The 21,447-nt window shown below is 66.8% G+C and carries 21 protein-coding genes; 5 read left to right on the top strand and 16 right to left on the bottom strand.

Annotation, left to right across the window (positions count from 1 at the left end):
* Positions 1–7: 7 nt before the first annotated feature.
* Complete coding sequence (locus C1931_RS07970; RefSeq protein ID WP_108755937.1) at positions 8–1,141, bottom strand: phytase; 1,134 nt, start codon at positions 1,139–1,141, stop codon at positions 8–10.
* Positions 1,141–3,702: a TonB-dependent receptor gene (locus tag C1931_RS07965; RefSeq protein WP_108755936.1), complete on the bottom strand. Its 2,562-nt coding sequence runs from the start codon at positions 3,700–3,702 to the stop codon at positions 1,141–1,143. Before C1931_RS07965 ends, C1931_RS07970 begins: the two co-directional genes overlap by 1 nt.
* Positions 3,703–3,856: 154 nt before the next feature.
* Between C1931_RS07965 and upp the strand changes: the two genes are divergently transcribed.
* Positions 3,857–4,489, top strand: coding sequence for a uracil phosphoribosyltransferase (gene upp, locus C1931_RS07960; protein ID WP_108749301.1), 633 nt, complete (start codon positions 3,857–3,859; stop codon positions 4,487–4,489).
* A 172-nt stretch (positions 4,490–4,661) separates the two neighbouring features.
* On the opposite strand, the gene C1931_RS07955 is transcribed toward upp, so the two are convergent.
* From C1931_RS07955 to rsmD, 6 genes are all read right to left on the bottom strand, one after another.
* Positions 4,662–5,549, bottom strand: a complete 888-nt coding sequence (locus C1931_RS07955) for an MBL fold metallo-hydrolase (RefSeq protein ID WP_108749300.1) — start codon at positions 5,547–5,549, stop codon at positions 4,662–4,664.
* A 119-nt stretch (positions 5,550–5,668) separates the two neighbouring features.
* Complete coding sequence (gene ggt, locus C1931_RS07950; protein ID WP_108755935.1) at positions 5,669–7,408, bottom strand: gamma-glutamyltransferase; 1,740 nt, start codon at positions 7,406–7,408, stop codon at positions 5,669–5,671.
* Complete coding sequence (locus tag C1931_RS07945) at positions 7,405–7,686, bottom strand: YfhL family 4Fe-4S dicluster ferredoxin (protein ID WP_108749298.1); 282 nt, start codon at positions 7,684–7,686, stop codon at positions 7,405–7,407. Before C1931_RS07945 ends, ggt begins: the two co-directional genes overlap by 4 nt.
* 132 nt (positions 7,687–7,818) lie before the next feature.
* Complete coding sequence (locus C1931_RS07940) at positions 7,819–8,310, bottom strand: hypothetical protein (protein ID WP_108755934.1); 492 nt, start codon at positions 8,308–8,310, stop codon at positions 7,819–7,821.
* Between the two features lie 79 nt (positions 8,311–8,389).
* Complete coding sequence (coaD, locus tag C1931_RS07935) at positions 8,390–8,899, bottom strand: pantetheine-phosphate adenylyltransferase (protein ID WP_005409091.1); 510 nt, start codon at positions 8,897–8,899, stop codon at positions 8,390–8,392.
* A 26-nt stretch (positions 8,900–8,925) separates the two neighbouring features.
* Positions 8,926–9,504 carry a 16S rRNA (guanine(966)-N(2))-methyltransferase RsmD gene (gene rsmD / locus C1931_RS07930; RefSeq protein WP_108755933.1) on the bottom strand — a complete coding sequence of 193 codons (579 nt, stop codon included), beginning with the start codon at positions 9,502–9,504 and terminating at the stop codon, positions 8,926–8,928.
* A gap of 603 nt (positions 9,505–10,107) precedes the next feature.
* On the opposite strand from rsmD, the gene htpG reads away from it, so the two are divergent.
* A complete protein-coding gene (gene htpG, locus C1931_RS07920; RefSeq protein ID WP_108755931.1) occupies positions 10,108–11,997 on the top strand; it encodes a molecular chaperone HtpG in 1,890 nt (629 codons plus the stop codon).
* Positions 11,998–12,193: 196 nt separating this feature from the next.
* Here the strand turns inward: htpG and C1931_RS07915 are convergent, their stop codons facing one another.
* A complete protein-coding gene (locus C1931_RS07915; RefSeq protein WP_108757694.1) occupies positions 12,194–12,493 on the bottom strand; it encodes a flagellar basal body protein in 300 nt (99 codons plus the stop codon).
* Between the two features lie 129 nt (positions 12,494–12,622).
* On the opposite strand from C1931_RS07915, the gene ftsY reads away from it, so the two are divergent.
* The 3 genes from ftsY to C1931_RS07900 all read left to right on the top strand — a co-directional run bounded on the left by ftsY (position 12,623) and on the right by C1931_RS07900 (position 15,434).
* Entirely contained in the window at positions 12,623–13,939 is a 1,317-nt protein-coding gene (ftsY, locus tag C1931_RS07910; protein WP_108755930.1) for a signal recognition particle-docking protein FtsY, read from the top strand.
* Between the two features lie 95 nt (positions 13,940–14,034).
* Positions 14,035–15,159: an A/G-specific adenine glycosylase gene (gene mutY, locus C1931_RS07905; RefSeq protein WP_108755929.1), complete on the top strand. Its 1,125-nt coding sequence runs from the start codon at positions 14,035–14,037 to the stop codon at positions 15,157–15,159.
* A 5-nt stretch (positions 15,160–15,164) separates the two neighbouring features.
* A complete protein-coding gene (locus C1931_RS07900; protein WP_108755928.1) occupies positions 15,165–15,434 on the top strand; it encodes an oxidative damage protection protein in 270 nt (89 codons plus the stop codon).
* Between the two features lie 35 nt (positions 15,435–15,469).
* Here the strand turns inward: C1931_RS07900 and C1931_RS07895 are convergent, their stop codons facing one another.
* The 7 genes from C1931_RS07895 to sdhA all read right to left on the bottom strand — a co-directional run bounded on the left by C1931_RS07895 (position 15,470) and on the right by sdhA (position 21,429).
* Positions 15,470–15,919, bottom strand: a complete 450-nt coding sequence (locus C1931_RS07895; RefSeq protein WP_108757693.1) for a DUF6491 family protein — start codon at positions 15,917–15,919, stop codon at positions 15,470–15,472.
* Positions 15,920–16,069: 150 nt separating this feature from the next.
* A complete protein-coding gene (lolD, locus tag C1931_RS07890) occupies positions 16,070–16,783 on the bottom strand; it encodes a lipoprotein-releasing ABC transporter ATP-binding protein LolD (protein ID WP_108755927.1) in 714 nt (237 codons plus the stop codon).
* Positions 16,776–18,017, bottom strand: coding sequence for a lipoprotein-releasing ABC transporter permease subunit (locus tag C1931_RS07885; RefSeq protein WP_108752791.1), 1,242 nt, complete (start codon positions 18,015–18,017; stop codon positions 16,776–16,778). The genes lolD and C1931_RS07885 overlap by 8 nt, the downstream gene beginning before the upstream one ends.
* A gap of 23 nt (positions 18,018–18,040) precedes the next feature.
* Positions 18,041–18,490 (bottom strand): hypothetical protein, encoded by a 450-nt coding sequence (locus tag C1931_RS07880; RefSeq protein WP_108755926.1) that lies wholly within the window; start codon positions 18,488–18,490, stop codon positions 18,041–18,043.
* Entirely contained in the window at positions 18,441–18,689 is a 249-nt protein-coding gene (locus C1931_RS07875; RefSeq protein WP_108752789.1) for a succinate dehydrogenase assembly factor 2, read from the bottom strand. Before C1931_RS07875 ends, C1931_RS07880 begins: the two co-directional genes overlap by 50 nt.
* Positions 18,690–18,786: 97 nt before the next feature.
* Positions 18,787–19,572, bottom strand: coding sequence for a succinate dehydrogenase iron-sulfur subunit (locus tag C1931_RS07870; RefSeq protein WP_108752788.1), 786 nt, complete (start codon positions 19,570–19,572; stop codon positions 18,787–18,789).
* A 66-nt stretch (positions 19,573–19,638) separates the two neighbouring features.
* Complete coding sequence (sdhA, locus tag C1931_RS07865) at positions 19,639–21,429, bottom strand: succinate dehydrogenase flavoprotein subunit (protein WP_108752787.1); 1,791 nt, start codon at positions 21,427–21,429, stop codon at positions 19,639–19,641.
* Positions 21,430–21,447: the final 18 nt, after the last annotated feature.

The following is a 21,447-nucleotide window of genomic DNA, read 5'->3' as shown; positions in this document are numbered from 1 at the left end:
CGACCGCTCATGCGCCACACTCCAGCGGCAGCGAAAGCTGTTTGGCGATGGCCTGCCAATCGAAGGCGACGACGCCCTGGTCGTCATGCACCGCATACAACGCGCCATGCGGGAAGCGCGGCGTGGGCTGCTGCATCATCCAGATGCCGTCGGTGTTGGCCACGGTGTTGCCCTGGAACGCGCCGACCGGTTTCAAGGTGTGGCGGTCGAACAGGTGGAACACGCTGCGCTGCTTGCCCTGTTCGGTGGTGATCCACCAGCCATCCTTGCCGCAGGTGCGCAGCATCACGCCTTCGGCCTGCGCCTTGAACACATCGCGGCCGAAGGTGGTGCCGGTGAAGCGGCCGGCCAGGGTGTAGACCTTGAACTCGCTGGCGTAGCTTTCGTCTTCTTCGGCAATCAACAGGCGGTCGTTGGCCGGGTCGCCCCAGATCGATTCGACCACGCGCAGCGCACCGGCCTCGCTGGTATCGCCGATGCTGGCGGCCAGGGTGGCGTCAAGCTTCATGCCATCACGACTCACGTGGTACTGGCGCACGCGCTTGTCCAGCTCGGCCAGCGGCGGCAGGATGTCCCTGCCCTGCGCGTCCTCGCCGTTGTCCCACGAATCGGTGACGTACACGCTGTAGCCGTCGGCCCGCTTATCCACCCACAGGCCGTACGGCTTGCGCAGATCCTGCGCACCAAACACGGCCAGCGGGGTGAAATCGGGCAGCGAGAACACCTGCACGCGGTGGTTGTCACGCTCCACGATCCACAGCAGGTCATCGGTCACCGAGATGCCATTGGGGCGATCGAACTGACCCAGTGCGGTGCCGCTGCTGCCGATATCGCGCAGGTGTTTGCCGCTGCTGCCATCGTAGACCACCAGCTTGTCGGTGGCCTTGGCGGTGGCGATCAGCCAGGTCGCGCCATCGGGCGCGTGCCAGCTGGCGGGCGAATCGATGTTGTCGGCCGGGGTCATCGGGGTCAGGAAGGCCTCGGCGATGGTCGCCACGGCCCGCGGTGCATCGGCGCCAGGCGTGGCCTGGGGGGCAGCTGCCTGGGACGAGCTGCCCGCATCCGGCGACGGTGCCGGGGTGCAGCCGGCCGCCAGGCAGGCGACCAGCGCGGCCGCCAGCAGGTTCATGCCGCGCGCCATCACAGGGCCACCTTCAGGCCGACGGCATAGGTGCGGCCATACTCTTCCAGCTGCAGGGTGCGCGAACGCGTGCCCTGGTACAGCTCCAGCGGCTTGTCCAGCAGGTTCTGTGCTTCGAAGTACATGCTGATGCGCGGGGTGAACTTGTAGTCCAGCGAGAAGTCCAGCTGGGTGTTGGGTGCCACGTAGATGTCGAACGCGCGGCCCTTGCCGATGCTGTCCAGGTATTCGCTGCGGTACACCGCGGCCAGGCGCGTGCTCAGACCATACTTTTCATAGCCGATATGGGCGCTGTACACGTGCTTGGATGCGCGCGGCAGCATGAAGTCCTCATCGGCACGGTCTGCAATGCCGGCGTCGAATTCGGTGTCCAGCCAGGTGCCGCTGGCACCGACCAGCAGGCCATCCAGCGCGCCCGGCAGGAACGACAGCTGCTGCTGCCAGTTCAGTTCGGCGCCACGCACGGTGGCCTTGCGGCCGTTGATCGGCTGGGTCACGTCGAAGCCACCGTAGGCCGGATCATTGGTGCGCACGGTTTCCACGATGTAGCCGTCGATGGACTTGTGGAACAGGCCCAGCGAGACGATGCCGGTGGTGCCCAGGTACTTCTCCACCGACAGGTCGATGTTCTTCGACTCGTACGGATCCAGTTCCGGGTTGCCCAGGCGCACTTCTTCATCGCCACGGCTGTAACCCACGCGCGGCGAAACATCGCCGAACGACGGACGCGAGACGGTCTTGTTGGCCGAGGCACGCAGCACCCAGTCGTCGGCCGCGTCGTAGCGCAGGTGCAGGCCCGGCAGCACGTTGGTGTAACTGCTGTTGGCCACCCGCGGGGTAACCGTGAAGCTGCGCCCGTTGGCGGCCACGTCCACCTGGTTGCCGGTGGCCTGGAAGCGCGTGCTTTCCACGCGCACGCCACCGATCACGCGCAGCGCGCCGATGTCCCAGGTGCCCATGGCGTAGCTGGCGAAGATGTCTTCGCTGGCCACGTAGTCTTCTTCCAGCGAGGTCATCGCATTGCCGCCGACATCCTGCGGACGGGCGCTGTACTGACCGCCATTGGCCGCCCAGTAGGCGCGCATCGCGTCCGAGCTCATGCCATCCCCCAGGTTGCCGTGGCGGTGCTCGGGCGAGCCGGTGGTCCAGCTCGACAGCGCCACCTTCGGGCCGACGCGCAGTTCGCGCTCGTCCACGTTCACGTCGCGGTCGCGCCAGCGGCCCAGCAGGCCGAACTTGATGCTGCTGTTGTCTCCGTCGAAGCGCACGTTCACCTGCGCGCTGTGTTCCTTGTCGTTCACCTGCTTGGGCGAGAGCACGAAGCGATCGAAGGCGTAGTTGCCGTTGTCCAGCCACTGCGGGTTGTCGAAGGTGTAGGTCGGCAGACGGCTGCGCTGGTCGAGCGTGCCGTTGAAATCGTCGCCGTCCAGGCTGAAACGCGCTTCCATTTCATCGTTCACCCGCTCTTCGGTGCGGGTGTAGCCGACCTTGTAATCGACCACGGCGTTGGTGAAGGTGTTCTCGCCGCCGAGGCTGGCGGCGAAGGTGTTTTCTTCCTTGGTGCGGTAGCGCATGCGCTTGTCGATCGCATCGCCGGGCATGTCGTCCAGGCGGTACTGGTCGGTGCCGGTGCGGACCATGTCGGCATCGTCGAAGTTGAAGATCACCCGCTGGCGGGTCTCGGCATCATCGAACTGGCTGTACAGCGTGCGCAGGTAGTACTTGCTGTACTCGCTGGGGCGCCAGTCCAGGTTGAGGTTGGCGCCGATGCGCTTGCGCTCGATCTCGTACTTGCGGTGCTGCAGGTTGATCGCGGTGACGTCACCGGGTGCGGCATCGTCCTCGCCGTCGTACTCCACTTCGCTGTTGTCCGATTCGAACGTGCGCTTCTGGTAGTTCACGCCCAGCGCCACGCCGAAGGTATCGGCGAACACTTCGCTGTAGTTGAAGGCCGCCTTGGGGCTGGTTTCACCCGACAACTGCTGGTGACTGGCTTCAATCTTGCCGCGCAGGCTGCGGCCATCGCGGTCGAAGGCCGAGGCTGATTCGACCAGCACCGCGCCACCGATGGCATCACCGGGCATGTCCGGGGTAGGCGACTTGACCACGCGCAGGCGCTCGGTCGAATCGGACGGAATCACGTCCAGCGGTGCGGCGCGGCTGGAATCTTCCGGCGTGCCCACGGCAATGCCATCCACGCTGACGCTGTTGAGGTTGGCATCCAGGCCGCGGATGACCACGAAGCGGCCTTCACCCTGGTCGCGGGTCACGCTGACGCCCGGCAGGCGCTGCAGCGATTCGGCCACGTTCTTGTCCGGGTACTGGCCCAGCGCATCGGACGAGACCGCGTCTTCGATCGCATTGCTGCTGCGCTTCAGATCCACAGCGCGCACCTGCGATTCCAGCTGGGCGCGCACTTCGATGCGGTCCAGGTCGACCGCATCGGCGGCAACCGCGCCGGCACCGGCCACGACCTGCTGCCCGGCAGCGTGCAGCGGCGCTGCAGCCCCCATCGCCAAGGTCAGGGTGATGGCCATGGCCAGCGGAGTCTTGATATGCACGTTGAAGCCCCGTTCCTGTTAAGAATGGGTCTGCACGGTATGTCCGCAAGGTTGCACGGTCGTGACATGCCGGTGCAGCCGGCGGCAGCCGGCGTTTGGGTTCGGACCGGCGTTCCGGCAAAATGGAGCCCTCTCCCAGACCCCCTTTCCGACCATGAAGATCGTCGAAGTGCGCCACCCGCTGGTGCAGCACAAGATCGGCCTGATGCGCAACGCTGCGCTCAGCACCAAGGATTTCCGCGAACTGGCCAACGAGCTGGGCACCCTGCTGGCCTATGAGGCCACCGCCGACCTGGACACCGAACCGCACACCCTGCCCGGCTGGGCCGGCCCGGTCACCGTGCAGCGCATCGCCGGTGCCAAGATCACCGTGGTGCCGATCCTGCGCGCCGGCCTGGGCATGCTCAGCGGCGTGCTGTCGCTCATTCCGGCCGCGCGCGTGAGCGTGGTCGGCCTGCAGCGCGACGAAGAAACCCTGCAGCCGGTGCCCTATTTCGAGCGCCTGACCGGCCGCCTGGAAGAGCGCGACGCGCTGATCCTGGACCCGATGCTGGCCACCGGCGGCACCCTGATCGCCACCATCGACATGCTCAAGCGTGCCGGTGCGCGCCGCATCAAGGGCATTTTCCTGGTGGCCGCACCGGAAGGCATCGAGGCAGTGAAGGCGGTGCATCCGGACGTGGAGATCTACACCGCCGCGATCGATGCCCATCTGAATGAGAAGGGCTACATCCTGCCCGGCCTGGGCGATGCCGGCGACCGCATTTTCGGTACCCGCGTGGCATGACCCACCCCAGGGGTCGGATCCCTTTCGCAGAAAGGGCTCTGACCCCGATGCGTGGATGCATCCCGCGCCAGTCGAGCAAGCTCGACTCTACGACCGCGCAGGCGCGCGACCGCACAGGGCCAGATTCAGGGGTCAGAGCCCGTTGCCACGCAACGGGATCCGACCCCGCTACTCAGCCCAGCGCGCGGGCCTTCAGTTCGCCCTGCTCGTGCAGGGTCACGAAACGGCCCTTCTCATCGCGCCCCAGCTGGGCCAGCGCCACCTGCGGGTCGTGGGTGAAGAACAGATGGACGTTGCGCGCCAGCTTGTCTTCCAGGAACTGGCGCTTCTCGTCGATCAGCAGTTCGGCATTGCGGTCGTAACCCATGGTGATCGGCACGTGCACCCAGGAGCGCCCGGGAATCAGATCAGCACAGAACACCACGCCGCCCTGCGGCGCCTGGTCGGCATGCGCATGGCCGACGATCTCGGCCAGCATCAGCCCCGGCGTGTGGCCGTCGCTGTAGCTGAAACGCACGCTGCGGCCCAGCACCTGCGAATATTCGCCCTCCACCACTTCCAGCCGACCGCTGGCCTGCAGCAGCGCGGGCAGTTCGGGGATGAAGCTGGCCCGATCGCGCGGATGCGGCTGCAAGGCCCGTTGCCAGTGCTGCGCACCGACCACGAAGGTGGCATTGGGGAACAGCAGTTCCGGGCCACGGCCTTCGGTCCACGGTGCCAGCAGGCCGCCGGCATGATCGAAATGCAGGTGGCTGAGCACCACCACGTCGATATCTTCGTGTTCGAAACCGGCTTCGCGCAGCGAATCAATCAGCACATGCCGACTTTCCTGCACGCCATAGCGTTCGCGCATGCGCGGATCGAAGAAGGCGCCGATGCCGGTTTCAAACAGCACCGTCTTGCCTTCCAGCGGACTGGCCAGCAGCGCACGGCAGGCCAGCTCGATGCGATTGAGCTCGTCCGGAGCCGCCCATTTTTCCCACAACGCGCGCGGCGCGTTGCCGAACATCGCCCCGCCATCCAGGCGCTGCGAGTTTCCACGAATTGACCAGAGTTTCATGCAGCGATTATCAGTCGGCTGCCGTTAAATAATCGCTAGCCGGAAAATGGAAAACCCCGCCGGGTGGCGGGGTTCGCGGCATTGGGCTTCGCCGGGCGTGGCCCGGCGCTGCCTGCATTTCAATGCGCCGGCACGACCTGGGCGCTGCCCACCGGGTTGCGCGGATCGCTGCCACCGAACAGCTTGTTGGCCTTGCGGTCCCATTCCACGGTCTGCAGGTTGCCCCAGACGTGGCTGGAACCGCGGCCACCGGCGGCGACGTCGCCCGGCAGGTCGATCTTGTGGCCCATCGCCTGCAGCTGCTTCACCGTCTCGGCGTCGAAGGCATCACTTTCGGCCTCGATCAGGTCGGGCAGCCACTGGTGGTGGTAGCGCGGCAGCGCGGCGACCTGCTGTGCGTCCAGGCCGGCGTCATAGCCGAGGATGCCCAGCAGCACCATGGTGATGATGCGGCTGCCACCGGGCGTACCGAGCACGACCACTTTGTCGCTGTTTTCCATGAAGGTGGGCGTCATCGAGCTGAGCATGCGCTTGCCCGGCTTCGGTGCATTGGCCGCGTAACCCATCACGCCGAAGGCATTGGGGGTGCCCGGCTTCAGCGCGAAGTCGTCCATTTCATTGTTCAGCAGCACACCGGTGCCCTTGGGAATCAGGCCCGAACCGTACAGCAGGTTCACCGTCTGGGTGGCGCCCACGCGGTTGCCATCGCGATCGATGATCGAGAAATGGGTGGTCTCGTCATCTTCCAGCGGGGTCGGATTGCCCGACAGCAGGTCGCTGGGGGTGGCCTTTTCCGGGTGGATGGTGGCGCGCAGGCCCTGGGCGTAATCCTTGCTGGTCAGCACCTTCTGCGGAATCTGCACGAAATCCGGGTCGCCCAGGAAGAACGTGCGGTCGCGGTAGGCGCGGCGCATGGCTTCCACCACCAGGTGGGTGCGGTGCGCGGCGTCCATCTGCTTGATGTCCCAGCCTTCCAGGATCTGCAGCATGCTGGCCAGGGCGATGCCGCCGGACGACGGCGGCGGCGCGGTGGTGATCTTCCAGTCGTTGTAATCGAACACGATCGGCTCGCGCAGCTTGACCTGGTAGCCGGCCAGCTCATCGGCGGTCCACTTGCCACCGGCCTGCTTCACCCCTTCCAGCAGCAGCTTGCCGGTCTGCCCCTTGTAGAAGCCATCACGACCGCCGGCCGCCAGGCGTTCCAGGGTCTGCGCCAGTTCGGGCTGCTTGAACAGATCGCCGGTGGCGATCGGCTTGCCATTGCGGAGGTAGACCTCGCGCGTGCCGGGGAAACGCTCCATCACTTCACGGCGCGAGGCGTAGCCCTTGGCCATGCGCTCGTACACCGGGAAGCCGTCGCGGGCAATGCGGATGGCCGGCTGCAGCGAGGTGGCCAGCGGCAGCTTGCCGTGCTTGGACGACAGTTCCACCAGCGCGGCCGGCAGGCCCGGAATGCCCGCCGACCAGGGCCCGTTCACAGAGCGGTCGCGGTCCAGGTTGCCCTGCTTGTCCAGGAATGCCTGCGGCGTGGCGGCGGCCGGCGCGGTTTCGCGCGCGTCCAGCATCACGTCCTTGCCGGTGGCCGCATCGTGCAGCAGGAAGAAGCCGCCACCACCGAGGCCGGAGCTGATCGGTTCAACCACCGCCAGCGTGGACGACACCGCCACGGCCGCGTCGAAGGCGTTGCCGCCCTGGGCCAGGATGTCGATGCCGGCCTGGGTGGCCAGCGCATGGCCACTGGCCACGGCCACCCCATCGGGGCGCTCGGCGCGGGCGGGGGTCTGGGCAGGACTTTCAGCCCAGGCCTGGGGGGCCAACAGCAGGCCGAGCAGCAACAAGGGGCGGACGATCAGCTTCATTCGGATGGGGGCTCCGCATAGAGTTCGGGATGATCGTTCTGCAGCTGGCGCAGCTTGGCCAGCAGCTGGACTTCCGTTTCCACGATATCCGGGTCCGGGTCGATGCATTCGACCGGGCAGACGACCACGCACTGGGGTTCGTCGAAATGACCCACGCATTCGGTACAGCGTGCGGGATCGATCACGTAGATGGTTTCACCCATCGAAATGGCCTGGTTCGGGCAGGCCGGCTCGCATACGTCGCAGTTGACGCAGAGCTCATTGATTTTCAGCGACATGGCGATACTCCTCGCCCGCGCCTTGGGACAAGGACCGGCACGCGCGGGCGCGCGCACCGGTCAGGTCATCGGCGGCATCCCTTGCAGGATGCCGCCCGGGCCACGCCGCAGCGTGGCCGCCACGGCTCGGTCTTACTTGGCTTCGACGAAAATGTACTCGGCGCCGGTCGGCTGCACGGCAGCCTGCACGCGGGCGTTGTCGGCCGACAGGCCGATGAAGACGACGCGCACGCCCTTCATCGAATCCGGCGACACGTCCTTGAACACGGCCTGGATCATGTCAGCCATCTTGCCCGAGGCCGACGAACCGAAGGCCAGCATGTTGCCCGGCTGCACGCCACGGGCCACGGCCTGGGTCGCGCTTTCGGTCTGGCGCTCGTACTTGGCCTGGAAGTCCGGGTCCGATTCCGGCGAGAGGTAGTACAGGAACGGGCTGTTGCTGATGTTGCCCATGTTCTGGATGGCCACTTCCTGCAGGTACTTCTTCCAGCCTGCATCGTCGTCCTTGGCCGGAGCGACCAGGGCCTGCTTGGCCTCTTCGACCGGAGCAGCCTCTTCCTTCTTGCAAGCGGTGAAGGCCAGGGCAAACGAGGCGATCAGCATCGCGCGCATGGTGGTGTTCATGGGTTTCCTCCCGAGATGGTGCGTGTTGGTGTACGTAATGGGGGTGCGTGGTACTACAGGAACGGCCGCTTGGCAGCGGTTACGACTGTGCCGCCTTCGCTTCGCGGACCTTGCGCAGCGCTTCGAGCACGGCGGCCGGCACGAAGCCGGACACGTCGCCACCCAGGCGCGCGATCTCGCGGACAAGCGAGGACGAAATGAAACTGTGCTGTTCGGCCGGGGTCAGGAACAGGGTCTCGACCTCGGGAATCAGGTGGCGGTTCATGCTGGCCATCTGGAATTCGTACTCGAAATCGGACACCGCGCGCAGGCCGCGCAGCAGCACCCCGCCCTGCACCGAGCGTACGAAATGGGCCAGCAGGGTATCGAAGCCGATGACCTCGACATTGCCATGGTGGCCCAGGGCGCCCCGGGCCAGCTGCACGCGCTGCTCCAGCGGCAGCGCCGGCCCCTTGGACGGGCTCTGCGCCACGCCCACCACGACCTTTTCAAACAGCGGCGCGGCCCGGCTCACCAGATCGATGTGACCATTGGTGATGGGGTCGAACGTGCCGGGGTAGACGGCAATGCGGCGGTTGGCCACGGTCATGGGCGGTTGCAGATGTTCAGATGAAGTCAAAGTGTAGCAGCGGCGCGGCGGTACAGGGCAAAGCGGACCTCGCGGGTGGCGCCCTCGCGGTGCAGCAGCCATTCCGGCGGCAGCAGCGGCGCGTGCCCGGCCGGCGATTCCAGGTACAGCCAGGCATCGGCAGCCAGGTGTCGCGGCAGCTGGGCCAGCACGTCCTGCCACAGCCCATCGGCGAACGGCGGGTCGATGAACACCAGGTCGGCCTGCTGGGCCGGCGCGCCCTGCAGCCAGCGCAGGGCATCGGCCTGGACCACGGTGATCTGGACGGTGGCCTGCAGCTTGGCCACTGCGGCGGAAAGGTTGCGCCCCAGCTGGGCATCGCGCTCGACCAGGGTGGCGTGGGCGGCGCCGCGCGAGACGGCCTCCAGGCCCAGCGCACCGCTGCCGGCAAACAGATCCAGCACACGGGCACCGGCCAGCCTGGGCATCAGCCAGTTGAACAGGGTTTCACGCACGCGGTCGCTGCTGGGCCGCAGGCCCGGCAGGGTCGGCACCGGCAGGCGGGTATTGCGCCAGCGCCCACCGATGATGCGGACCTGGCCATCATTGCCCCCACGGCCGCTCACCGGCGCCCCCGCAGGGGGTAGTTCAAGAAACTCAGCATGGTCGTGATTGTAGTCGGCCGGGCGGCGCCCGGGTACGCGCCAACGCATACGCGCTGTCGCTCCCACGCTTCGCTGCGCGAAACGTGGGCCCCCCTTACCATCTCCCACACCCCCGCCGCTTCGCGGCCGCCCCCTGACTCAGGGGGCTCTGCCCCAGACGCGATCCCGTGGGTCGGATCCCGTTGCTCCGCAACGGGCTCTGACCCCAGATTCATATCGGTATCTGACAGATTTCATCCACGCATGGCGTGGATCTACCGTGTCGACCAAGGTCGACACCTACCAACAGCCGCGGGGAGCTGTCAGAGGTGGGGCGGTCTGGGTGGGCAGGACCGCAGGCGCCATGGATGGCGCCTACGAGCCTACAGGGACGTACTTGCGGCGTGTCCTGCCCACCCACACCGCCCCGCCATCCCACGGATACACAGCTTTTGCCGTTGCCGTTGCATTGAGCAGGTGCAGGGCGCAGCCCTGCCCGACCAACCCCTTGATTTCGGGACAATCAGCCATACCCCTTGGCGAGGCCGCACGCGCTGGCGCGGCATTGCACACGGAGCCCTATCGATGACCGAGACCCCCCAGACCGAAACCCTTGGCTTCCAGACCGAGGTCAAGCAGCTGCTGCAGCTGATGATCCACTCGCTGTACTCGAACAAGGAGATCTTCCTGCGCGAGCTGGTCTCCAACGCCGCCGACGCCGCCGACAAGCTGCGCTTCGAGGCCCTGACCCAGCCGGCCCTGCTGGAAGGTGACAGCGAGCTGCGCGTGCGCGTCAGCTTCGACGCCGCCGCCCACACCATCACCATCGAAGACAACGGCATCGGCATGAGCCGCGCCGAAGCCATTGCCCACCTGGGCACGATTGCAAAATCCGGCACCGGCGACTTCCTGCGCCAGCTGTCCGGCGACCAGAAGAAGGATTCGCAGCTGATCGGCCAGTTCGGCGTCGGCTTCTACAGCGCCTTCATCGTCGCCGGCGAAGTGGAAGTGACCTCGCGCCGCGCCGGCCTGGCCGCCGGCGAAGGCGTGCGCTGGACCTCGCGCGGCGAAGGCGATTTCGAAGTCGCCACCGTCGACAAGGCCGAGCGCGGCACCCGCATCGTGCTGCACCTGAAGGACGGCGAGCATGACTTCGCCGAGGGCTGGCGCCTGCGCAGCATCCTGAAGAAGTATTCGGACCACATCGGCCTGCCGATCCAGATGCCGAAGGAAGGCGAAGAAGGCGCCGCGCTTGAATGGGAAACCGTCAACCGCGCCAGCGCGCTGTGGACCCGCCCGCGCACCGAGATCAGCGACGCCGAGTACACCGAGTTCTACAAGCACGTGGCGCACGACCACAGCGATCCGCTGGCCTGGAGCCACAACAAGGTCGAAGGCAAGCTGGAATACACCTCGCTGCTGTACGTGCCCGGCCGCGCGCCGTTCGACCTGTACCACCGCGATGCGCCCAAGGGCCTGAAGCTGTACGTGCAGCGCGTGTTCGTGATGGACCAGGCCGAGCAGTTCCTGCCGCTGTACCTGCGCTTCATCAAGGGCGTGGTCGATTCCAACGATCTTTCGCTGAACGTGTCGCGCGAAATCCTGCAGTCCGGCCCGGTCATCGATTCGATGAAGGCCGCCCTGACCAAGCGCTCGCTGGACATGCTGGACAAGCTGGCCACCGACAAGCCCGAACAGTACGCCAGCTTCTGGAAGGAATTCGGCCAGGTGCTGAAGGAAGGCCCGGCCGAGGACTACAACAACCGCGAGAAGGTGGCCGGCCTGCTGCGCTTCGCCTCCACCCGTGGCGAGGCCGACGCGCAGAGCGTGTCGCTGGCCGATTACATCGCGCGCATGGCCGAAGGCCAGGACAAGATCTACTACCTGACCGGCGAGAGCTACAGCCAGGTGCGCAACAGCCCGCACCTGGAAGTGTTCCGCAAGAAGGGCGTGGAAGTGCTGCTGCTGACCGATCGCATCGACGAGTGGCTGATGGGCTACCTGACCGATTTCGACGGCAAGGGCTTCGTCGATATCGCCCGTGGCGACCTGGACCTGGGCGCGCTGGAAAGCGAGGCCGACAAGCAGGAACAGGAAGCGGCCGCCAAGGACAAGCAGGCCCTGGTGGAGCGGCTGAAGACGGTGCTGGGCGATGACGTGGCCGAAGTGCGCGTGTCGCACCGCCTGACCGATTCACCGGCGGTGCTGGCCATCGGCGAACAGGACCTGGGCCTGCAGATGCGCCAGATCCTGGAAGCCAGCGGGCAGAAGGTGCCCGACAGCAAGCCGGTGCTGGAGATCAATCCGGGCCACCCGCTGATCGCCAAGCTGGATGCCGAAGCCGATGGTGCACGCTTTGACGATCTGGGCCGGGTGCTGTTCGACCAGGCCGCGCTGGCCGCCGGTGACAGCCTGAAGGACCCGGGTGCCTATGTGGCCCGCCTGAACAAGCTGTTGCTGGAGCTGTCGGCCTGACCGACGCGGTTGCCGCCGGGCACAGCCCGGCGCAACCGCGCCCTGGTAGGTGCCAACCTTGGTTGGCACATCTGCTTTGGTAGGTGCCGACCTTGGTTGGCATGGCTGCCGTGGTAGGTGCCAACCTAGGTTGGCACACCAAGAGCGTGTCAACCAAGGTTGACACCTACCAAGGCGGGGGGGGGGGGCGGTCCGCTCAGACATTGCGATCCAGCAGGGTGCCAAGCATCTGGTCCTGGCGGCGCACCAGCGCGGCGTTCGCAGCGAAGGCCACCACCTCGGTTTTCGCCGCCAGCAGGTCGCCCAGCGGCGCGCTGGGATCGGGCTCGGTGGTGGCCACCACGGTCTCCACCCCACCCTGCTCCATCGCGCTGCGCTGCACCTGCAGCCGTTGCGCATCCGGGGTCGCCAGGTTGGCCACGTTGTGTGCGGCCACCTGCACGCCCTGCTGGGCCGCACGCATGCCGGAAAGGGCCGTTCCCATCACGCTGTTCATGTTGGCCTCCGGGCCGCCCAACGCAGCCCTCCGTACCCGTTAGCGGCCGGTCGGCCGCAACCTTCAGTCCACATCGGCCCGACAGGCCCGAGTGGTAGCATATCCCCCTGATTTCAGCGCCTTTTGCCAATGCTCAGTTTTTTCCGCCGCAAGAAGCCCCAGGACGCCGCCGCACCGGACGCGCCCAAGACCCAGCACTACTCGGCTGAAGAGCTGGCGGCGGCGTTCCCGTCTGCCGCCCCGGCCGAAGACGCGCCCGCCGCTGCGGTGGCCGAAGCCGTAGCACCTGCACCGGCACCGCAACCGGCCGCAGAACCGGCCCCGGTGCCGGCGCCCGTCGCCGAAACGCCCGCCGTGCCGGCTGCACAGCCCGCTGCGCAGCCAGTCATCGCCGCCGAGGACGTGCAGGCCGAAGCGCTGGCCGCCGCCGCTGTGCTGGCGCCGCTGGCCCCGGTCGTTCCGGCCGAAGAGCCGGTCGCCCCGGCCGCCGATCTGCCGGCCCTGGTGGATGCCCCGCCGGCCCCGGCCGGCAAACCGGGCTGGCGCGAGCGCCTGCGCAACAGCGTCATCGCCCGCAGCTTCGGCGGCCTGTTCTCGCGCAACCCCAAGCTCGACGACGATCTGCTGGACGAGCTGGAAACCGCCCTGATCACCGCCGACGTCGGCGTGGGTGCCACCACCGATCTGGTGGAAGGCCTGCGCAAGCGCATGAAGTCGCGCGAATTCGCCGATGCCAACGCCCTGCTGGCCGCCCTGCGCAGCGAATTGATCGCGATCCTGCAGCCGGTGGCGCAGCCGCTGGTGATCGACCGCAATGCCAAACCGTTCGTCGTGCTCACCGTCGGCGTCAACGGCGTTGGCAAGACCACCACCATCGGCAAGCTGGCCAAGCGCTTCAAGGACGACGGCCACAGCCTGATGCTGGCCGCCGGCGATACCTTCCGTGCCGCCGCCGTGGCCCAGCTGCAGGCCTGGGGCGAGCGCAACGGCGTGGCCGTGGTCGCCCAGGGGCAGAATGCCGATGCCGCCTCGGTGGCTTACGACGCGCTGCAGGCCGGCAAGGCTCGTGGCACCTCGGTGCTGATTGCCGACACCGCCGGCCGCCTGCATACCCAGTCCGGCCTGATGAACGAGCTGGGCAAGATCCGCCGCGTGCTCGGCAAGATCGATGAAACCGCCCCGCACGAAGTGCTGATGGTGATCGACGGCACCACCGGCCAGAACGCGCTCTCGCAGCTGCGCCAGTTCAATGCAGCGGTGAAGGTGACCGGCCTGGTGGTGACCAAGCTGGACGGCACCGCCAAGGGCGGCGTGGTGTTCGCGCTGGCCCGCGAGTTCGGCATTCCGATCCGCTTCGCCGGCATTGGCGAGCGCCCGGAAGACCTGCGCGTGTTCGATCCGGAAGCGTTCGTCGACGCCCTGCTGCCTGAAGCGCTGGGCGGCTGATACACCGTGCAGCCACGCATGGCGTGGCTCTACTGCCCCGCGCGCGACGCCCTGGTAGAGCCACGCCATGCGTGGCTGCCCTCCCCGGAACACACATGCCCCGCCAGCCGCACGCCAGCGCCGACACCGCCCAGCACGACCGCTTCGTCGACCGCCTGCTGCACTGGTTCGACGCCCACGGTCGCCACGACCTGCCCTGGCAGCATCCGCGCAGCCCGTACCGGGTCTGGCTGTCGGAAATCATGCTGCAGCAGACCCAGGTGGCCACGGTCATCCCGTACTTCCATCGCTTCCTGCAGCACTTCCCGACCCTGCCCGACCTGGCCGCCGCCAGCAACGATGCGGTGATGGCGCAGTGGGCCGGGCTGGGCTACTACGCCCGCGCGCGCAACCTGCATGCCGCGGCCAAGCGCTGCGTGGAACTGCACGACGGCGACCTGCCGCGCGATTTCGATGCGCTGCATGCCCTGCCCGGCATCGGCCGCAGCACCGCCGGCGCGATCCTCAGCCAGGCCTGGAACGACCCGTTCGCCATCCTCGACGGCAACGTCAAGCGCGTCCTCAGCCGTTACCACGGCATTGAAGGCTTCCCCGGCCTGCCGGCCATCGAGAAGCAGTTGTGGACGCTGGCCGAGGATCATGTCCGCCACGTACCCGAAGGCCGCATGGCCGATTACACCCAGGCGCAGATGGATCTGGGCGCGACGGTCTGCAGCCGGGCCAAACCTGCCTGCGTGATCTGCCCACTGCACGACGACTGCGTGGCCCGACGCGAGGGTCGCACCGCCGAACTGCCCACCGCCAAGCCCAGCAAAACCCTGCCCGAGCGCGAAGCGGTGGCCCTGCTGCTGCGCGATGCGCGCCAGCGCGTGCTGCTGCAGAAGCGGCCGGACACCGGCATCTGGGCCCAGCTGTGGACCCTTCCGCAGGCCGACGCCGGCAGCGCGCTGCAGGACTGGTTCGACGCCCACGTCGACGGCTCACTGGAAGACGCCGAAGAACTGCCGCTGCTGCAGCACACTTTCAGCCACTACAGGCTGCACCTGCAGGTATTGTCACGTCAGGTGCGCGGCCTGCGCGTGGAAGAACCCACGCTGCGCTGGGTCGCCGCCGATGAACTGCCCGCGCTGGGCCTGCCGGCACCGATCCGCAAGCTGCTGGATGGCGCCAGCCCCAAGGCGCCGAAACGAAAGACCCCGAAACCCCGCAACCACGAGTAACCACCATGCCCCGAACCATCTTCTGCCAGTACGAACAACGCGATGCCGAGGGCCTGGACTTCGTGCCCTACCCCGGTGAGCTGGGCCAGCGCGTGTTCAACCACATCGGCAAGCCGGCGTGGACGGCATGGCTGGCGCACCAGACCATGCTGATCAATGAAAACCGGCTATCGCCGCGCAACCCGGAACACCGCGCGATGCTGGAGGCGGAACTGGTGAAGTTCCTGTTCGAAAAGGACGCCGAAAAGCCGGCCGGGTTCACCCCCGAAGCCTGAGCCGGGTTCCGCCGGGCATGGCCCGGCGCTACCGGTTATTTCGCGGGTTCTTCGCGCTCCTGCACCTGCGCCTGGCGCATTTCCTTTTCCTCCGCACGCAGTGCCTTCACGTCCAGCTTGCGGATGGTCTTGATGAAGCAGGGCATGCGCGGGCCACCGGTGGGATCGCGCACCAGCACCTTGTCGAACGGCGCGCTGACCCGGCCCATGTGGCTGGTCAGGCCGATGGCCGGGACAAAGGACAGATCCGGGCAGGGCCCGGTCAGCTCCAGCAGGTAGGCCTCGCTGGGCTTGGTCCAGACCGCCAGCGCACTGTCACCCAGTTCGGTCCAGCCATTGAGCGTGCCGAAGAACTGCATGTCCTTCTGCGGCGCGCCCGCGTGGGCGCGATAGAGATCCAGGCGCTCGGCACTGCTCAGCCGACCGGTAGTGGCACAGGCAGCCAGGGCCAGGCACAGCCCAGCCAGCAACAACGGGGTCTTCATCGGCATCTCCACGGGGAAGTGCGCACATCATGCGCCCCGCCGGGCAACACCGGCGCGACGATCGACCGCCAGATTCAGCCGCTGGTCGGCGAGCCCCTCCCGCGCGATGCCCGGTAGGTGCCCACCTTGGTGGGCACACCCAGACACCGCTCAAACCTCGGCGTGCGCCAGCGCGTGCAGCCGCCCTTCGCGCAGCTCCAGCACCCGGTCCAGGCGCCGGGCCAGGCTGCGGTCGTGGGTCACCAGCACCAGGCTGGTATGGCGCGCACGGTTCAGTTCCAGCATCAGCTCGAACACCGTCGCCGCCGTGCGGTCATCCAGATTGCCGGTCGGTTCGTCACCCAGCACACACGCCGGGTGGTTCACCAGCGCGCGGGCCACGGCCGCACGCTGGCGCTCGCCACCGGACAGCTCGCCCGGTTTGTGGTCCAGGCGATGGCCCAGGCCAACGGCCTCCAGCAGCGTGGTGGCGCGCGAGCTTGCTTCGGCCACGGCGGAACCGGCCAGCATCACCGGCATCATCACGTTTTCCAGCGCAGTGAATTCGGGAAGCAGGTGGTGGAACTGGTAGACGAAGCCCAGCGCCTGGTTGCGCAGCAGGCCACGGGCGGTGTCCGACAGCGCCGACATGCGCTGGCCGGTCACGTACACCTCGCCGGCACTGGGCACGTCCAGCCCGCCCAGCAGGTGCAGCAGGGTGCTCTTGCCGGCGCCGGAAGCACCGATGATCGCCACGGTCTCGCCGGCGTTCACCCGCAGGTCCAGGCCATCGAACACCGGGGTCTGCATGCGGCCTTCGGCGTAGGTCTTGCCCAGGGCCTCGGCACGGATCACTTCATCGCCGCGGTTGACGATCTTATTCATAGCGCAGGGCCTCGGCCGGCTGGGTGCGTGCGGCCCGCCAGGCGGGGTACAGGGTGGCCAGGAAACTCATCAGCAGCGCGATCAGGGTGATCGCCACGATGTCGCCGGTCTGCATGTCGGTGGGCAGGCCGGTGATGTAGTACACGTCTTCCGGCAGCAGCTTCACGTTGAACACCGATTCGATCGCGCCCAGGATGCGCTCCAGGTTCAGGGTCAGGGTGATGCCGCCGATCAGGCCGGCCAGGGTGCCGAAGATGCCGATCAGCGAGCCCTGCACCATGAACACCTGCATCACCCCGCCCGGGGTCAGGCCGAGCGTGCGCAGGATGGCGATGTCGGCCTGCTTGTCGGTCACCAGCATCACCTGCGAGGACACCAGGTTGAACGCGCCCATGGCGATGATCAGCGAGAGCAGGATGCCCATCACCACTTTTTCCATGCGCAGCGAGTGGTACAGATTCGCGTTCTGCTGGGTCCAGTCGCTGACCCGGTACGCCCCGCCCAGGTTCTGCGCCAGGTCCACGCCCACTTCCAGCGAACGGTCCATGTCGTGCAGCTTCAGGCGCACGCCGGTGGCGCCGTCACTGCGCAACACGCGCTGCAGATCCTGCATGTTGGCAAAGCCGACGCCGCGGTCCACTTCGTTGTAGCCGGCCTCGAAGATGCCGCTGACCGTGAAGCGTTTCATGCGCGGCACCGCACCGGCGGGCGTGCCCTGCACTTCGGCGAAGGTGACCAGCACCTGGTCGCCCACGTCCACGCCCAGCCAGATCGCCAGCTCCTTGCCCAGCAGCAGGTTGAAGCTGCCCGGCTTGAGGCTGTCGTAGCTGCCCTTGACCACCTTCTGGTCGATCACCGACACCTTCGGTTCCAGCGCCGGGTCGATGCCCTGCACGATGGCACCCTGCACGCGCGGGCCGCTGATCATCGACTGGATCTCGATGTACGGCGCGGCGCCGGCCACGCGCGGGTCCTTGCTGGCCACGTCCACCACCCGCATCCAGTCCGGCATCGGTTCGCCGTCACGGCTGATGGTGGTGTGGGCGGTCATCTGCAGCAGGCGGCTGCGGATTTCCTTCTGGAAACCGCTCATGACCGCCAGGGTGGTGATCAGCACCGTAACGCCGAGCGCAATGCCCAGGATCGATGCCATCGAGATGAAGGAGATGAAGCCGTTGCGGCGCTTGGCGCGCAGGTAGCGCAGGCCGATTGCCACGGGGATGGGTTTGAACATGCAGGCACGCCGGTCAATTCAGCTTATGGTGCCACCGACCGGGGCCGACGGGAAACCGCTCGTGCTGCCACGGCCAGTCGCAGTTCACGTCGCTGTGCGCGATCCAGCACATCCGGCCAGAACAGCAGGTGCCGGCGCCGGCCCTGCTGCCGCCAGCGCAGCAGCAACCAGGGGCCGCGGGACAGCAGCCGCGGGCTGTCGATATCCTGCCCGGCCACCTGCAACGGCGCCGGCAGCGAAGGCAGCAGCAGCACGCGCCGCGGCCGGTACAGGCGCCAGAACAGTTCAGCCAGGCCCACCGTCCATACCGATGCCAGCACCGGCCAGTACAGCACCGGCGGCAGCGCCGACGCCTGCAGCAGCCAAGGGGCGGCGATCAGCACCGCCAGCTGCGCTGCGGCCTGCAGGCGCGAGGGGCGCCACTCAAGCCTTGAGGGCGAGGATCTTCTGCATGAGCGGAATGGCGTGGGCATGCGGGCAGGCCTCGTAGCCCATGAACCAGCGCCACAACTTATCGTCCTCGCACTCGAGCAGGAACAGGAAAACCTCGCGCTCTTCGGTCGGCGCAGTGCCCCATTCGCGGTCCAGGTAGCGCTCGAACAGCTGGTCCAGTTCGCGCATGCCGCGGCGGCAGCGCCAGCGCAGCTTCTTCAGCAGGACGTCTTCTTCCATCGTGTTTCTCCAGATACAGCAAAGCCACGCATGGCGTGGCTCTACTGGGGGGTACAGCCACGCATGGCGTGGCTCTACCGGGTACCGCCAGCCTGTATCAGGCGCGGCGTTCCATCATCAGCTTCTTGATCTCGGCAATCGCCAGCGCCGGGTTCAGGCCCTTCGGGCAGGTGCGGGCGCAGTTCATGATGGTGTGGCAGCGGTACAGCTTGAACGGATCTTCCAGATCGTCCAGGCGCGCACCGGTGTCTTCATCGCGCGAGTCGATGATCCAGCGGTAGGCCTGCAGCAGGATCGCCGGGCCCAGGTAACGCTCACCGTTCCACCAGTAGCTGGGGCAGCTGGTCGAGCAGCAGGCGCACAGGATGCACTCGTACAGGCCGTCCAGCTTCTTGCGGTCTTCCGGCGACTGCAGGCGCTCACGGTCCGGCGGTGCCGGGGTCTGGGTACGGATCCACGGCTTGATCGAGGCGTACTGCGCGTAGAAGTGGGTCAGATCCGGAACCAGATCCTTGACCACGTTCATGTGCGGCAGCGGGTAGATCGGCACTTCCTTCTTGCCGCAGTCCGCGATGGCGCGGGTGCAGGCCAGAGTATTGGTGCCGTCGATGTTCATCGCGCACGAACCGCAGATACCTTCGCGGCACGAACGGCGGAAGGTCAGGGTCGGGTCGATCTCGTTCTTGATCTTGATCAGCGCGTCCAGGACCATCGGGCCGCAGGCGTCCAGATCGATCTCATAGGTGTCGGTGCGCGGATTGCTGTCGTCGTCCGGACTCCAGCGGTAGATCTTGAAGGTGCGCACGTTCTTGCCACCGGTCTTGGCGGGGAAGTGCTGGCCCTTCGTGATCTTGGAATTCTTGGGGAGTGAAAACTCGGCCATGGCTGCTCTCGTTGGCTCAGGCGGCCCGCGCCCGTGGGCGCGGATTGCATGGTAGGCGGGGTCGGATCAGTACACGCGCGGCTTCGGCGGCACCACGGACACGTCGTCGGTCAACGTGTACATGTGCACCGGGCGGTAATCGAAGCTGCACTTGCCCTTCTCGTCCACGCTGACCAGGGTGTGCTTCTGCCAATTGACGTCGTCGCGATCGGGATAGTCCTCGTGCGCATGCGCGCCGCGGCTTTCCTTGCGCTGTTCGGCCGAATTGATAGTCGCCACCGCGTTCAGCAGCAGGTTGTTCAGTTCGTACGTCTCGATCAGGTCCGAGTTCCAGACCAGCGAACGGTCGGAAACCTTCACGTCCTGGAACGAATCGAACACCTTGGCCATCTTCTCGCAGCCTTCCTTCAGGCTTTCGCTGGTGCGGAACACCGCAGCGTCGGCCTGCATGGTGCGCTGCATGCGGTCACGGATGACCGAGGTCGGCGTATCACCATTGGCGTGGCGCAGCTTGTCCAGCAGGCCCAGTGCCTTGTCGCAGGCATCGGCCGGCAGCGGCTTGTGCGCAGCGCCCGGCTTGATGGTCTCGGCGCAGCGGTTGGCCACGGCGCGACCGAACACCACCAGATCCAGCAGCGAGTTCGAGCCCAGGCGGTTGGCACCGTGCACCGACACGCAGGCGGCTTCGCCGATCGCGTACAGGCCCGGCACCACCGAATCGGGGTTGTCGCCGACCTTGCGCACCACTTCACCGTGGAAGTTGGTCGGAATGCCGCCCATGTTGTAGTGCACGGTCGGAATGACCGGGATCGGCTGCTTGTGCACGTCCACGCCGGCGAAGATGCGGGCGCTTTCGGCGATACCCGGCAGCTTCTCGTCGATCACGCCCGGGCCCAGGTGGGTCAGGTCGAGCAGGATGTGATCCTTGTGCTCGCCGACGCCGCGGCCTTCGCGGATTTCGATGGTCATCGAACGGCTGACCACGTCGCGCGAGGCCAGATCCTTGTAGTGCGGTGCGTAGCGTTCCATGAAGCGCTCGCCCGAGCTGTTGCGCAGGATGCCGCCTTCACCGCGGACACCCTCGGTGATCAGGCAGCCGGCGCCGTAGATGCCGGTCGGGTGGAACTGCACGAACTCCATGTCCTGCATGGCGATGCCGGCGCGCATGGCCAGGCCGCCACCGTCGCCGGTGCAGGTGTGCGCCGAGGTGGCGCTGAAGTACGCACGGCCGTAGCCGCCGGTGGCCAGTACCACGCCCTGGGCGCGGAACAGGTGCAGCGTGCCGTCGGACATGTCCAGGGCCAGCACGCCACGGCACACGCCTTCGTCATCGAAGATCAGGTCGAGTGCGAAGTACTCGATCATGAAGCGTGCATCGTGCTTCAGCGACTGCTGGTACAGGGTGTGCAGCATGGCGTGGCCGGTACGGTCGGCCGCCGCGCAGGTACGCTGCGCCGCCGGGCCTTCACCGTACTTGGTGGTCATGCCACCGAACGGACGCTGGTAGATCTTGCCTTCGGCGGTACGGCTGAACGGCACGCCGTAGTGTTCCAGCTCGATGATGGCCGGAATGGCCTCGCGGCACATGTACTCGATGGCGTCCTGGTCGCCCAGCCAGTCCGACCCCTTGATGGTGTCGAAGAAGTGGTAGCGCCAATCGTCTTCGCCCATGTTGGCCAGCGCGGCGGAAATACCACCCTGCGCGGCGACGGTGTGCGAACGGGTCGGGAACACCTTGGTCAGACACACGGTCTGCAGGCCCTTGGCAGCCAGGCCGAACGTGGCGCGCAGGCCGGCGCCGCCGGCGCCCACCACGACCATGTCGTACTTGTGTTCAGTAATCTTGTAAGCGGACATCTAATCTGGATTCCTGTC

It is taken from the genome of Stenotrophomonas sp. YAU14A_MKIMI4_1, from assembly GCF_003086855.1.
Classification (GTDB): domain Bacteria; phylum Pseudomonadota; class Gammaproteobacteria; order Xanthomonadales; family Xanthomonadaceae; genus Stenotrophomonas.
Note: the sequence above shows the minus strand (reverse complement) of the source record. Positions and strands in the feature narration are given on the sequence as shown.

Coding starts and splice junctions, on each gene's coding strand:
- C1931_RS07875 (WP_108752789.1), bottom strand. CDS start 18,689: ATGGAAGAAGACGTCCTGCTGAAGAAGCTGCGCTGGCGCTGCCGCCGC.
- ggt (WP_108755935.1), bottom strand. CDS start 7,408: ATGAAGCTGATCGTCCGCCCCTTGTTGCTGCTCGGCCTGCTGTTGGCC.
- C1931_RS07970 (WP_108755937.1), bottom strand. CDS start 1,141: ATGGCGCGCGGCATGAACCTGCTGGCGGCCGCGCTGGTCGCCTGCCTG.
- C1931_RS07895 (WP_108757693.1), bottom strand. CDS start 15,919: ATGAAGACCCCGTTGTTGCTGGCTGGGCTGTGCCTGGCCCTGGCTGCC.
- C1931_RS07955 (WP_108749300.1), bottom strand. CDS start 5,549: ATGAAACTCTGGTCAATTCGTGGAAACTCGCAGCGCCTGGATGGCGGG.
- C1931_RS07900 (WP_108755928.1), top strand. CDS start 15,165: ATGCCCCGAACCATCTTCTGCCAGTACGAACAACGCGATGCCGAGGGC.
- C1931_RS07940 (WP_108755934.1), bottom strand. CDS start 8,310: ATGAACACCACCATGCGCGCGATGCTGATCGCCTCGTTTGCCCTGGCC.
- ftsY (WP_108755930.1), top strand. CDS start 12,623: ATGCTCAGTTTTTTCCGCCGCAAGAAGCCCCAGGACGCCGCCGCACCG.
- C1931_RS07870 (WP_108752788.1), bottom strand. CDS start 19,572: ATGGCCGAGTTTTCACTCCCCAAGAATTCCAAGATCACGAAGGGCCAG.
- coaD (WP_005409091.1), bottom strand. CDS start 8,899: ATGACCGTGGCCAACCGCCGCATTGCCGTCTACCCCGGCACGTTCGAC.
- lolD (WP_108755927.1), bottom strand. CDS start 16,783: ATGAATAAGATCGTCAACCGCGGCGATGAAGTGATCCGTGCCGAGGCC.
- C1931_RS07945 (WP_108749298.1), bottom strand. CDS start 7,686: ATGTCGCTGAAAATCAATGAGCTCTGCGTCAACTGCGACGTATGCGAG.
- htpG (WP_108755931.1), top strand. CDS start 10,108: ATGACCGAGACCCCCCAGACCGAAACCCTTGGCTTCCAGACCGAGGTC.
- sdhA (WP_108752787.1), bottom strand. CDS start 21,429: ATGTCCGCTTACAAGATTACTGAACACAAGTACGACATGGTCGTGGTG.
- C1931_RS07885 (WP_108752791.1), bottom strand. CDS start 18,017: ATGTTCAAACCCATCCCCGTGGCAATCGGCCTGCGCTACCTGCGCGCC.
- mutY (WP_108755929.1), top strand. CDS start 14,035: ATGCCCCGCCAGCCGCACGCCAGCGCCGACACCGCCCAGCACGACCGC.
- upp (WP_108749301.1), top strand. CDS start 3,857: ATGAAGATCGTCGAAGTGCGCCACCCGCTGGTGCAGCACAAGATCGGC.
- C1931_RS07880 (WP_108755926.1), bottom strand. CDS start 18,490: ATGCCCACGCCATTCCGCTCATGCAGAAGATCCTCGCCCTCAAGGCTT.
- C1931_RS07915 (WP_108757694.1), bottom strand. CDS start 12,493: ATGAACAGCGTGATGGGAACGGCCCTTTCCGGCATGCGTGCGGCCCAG.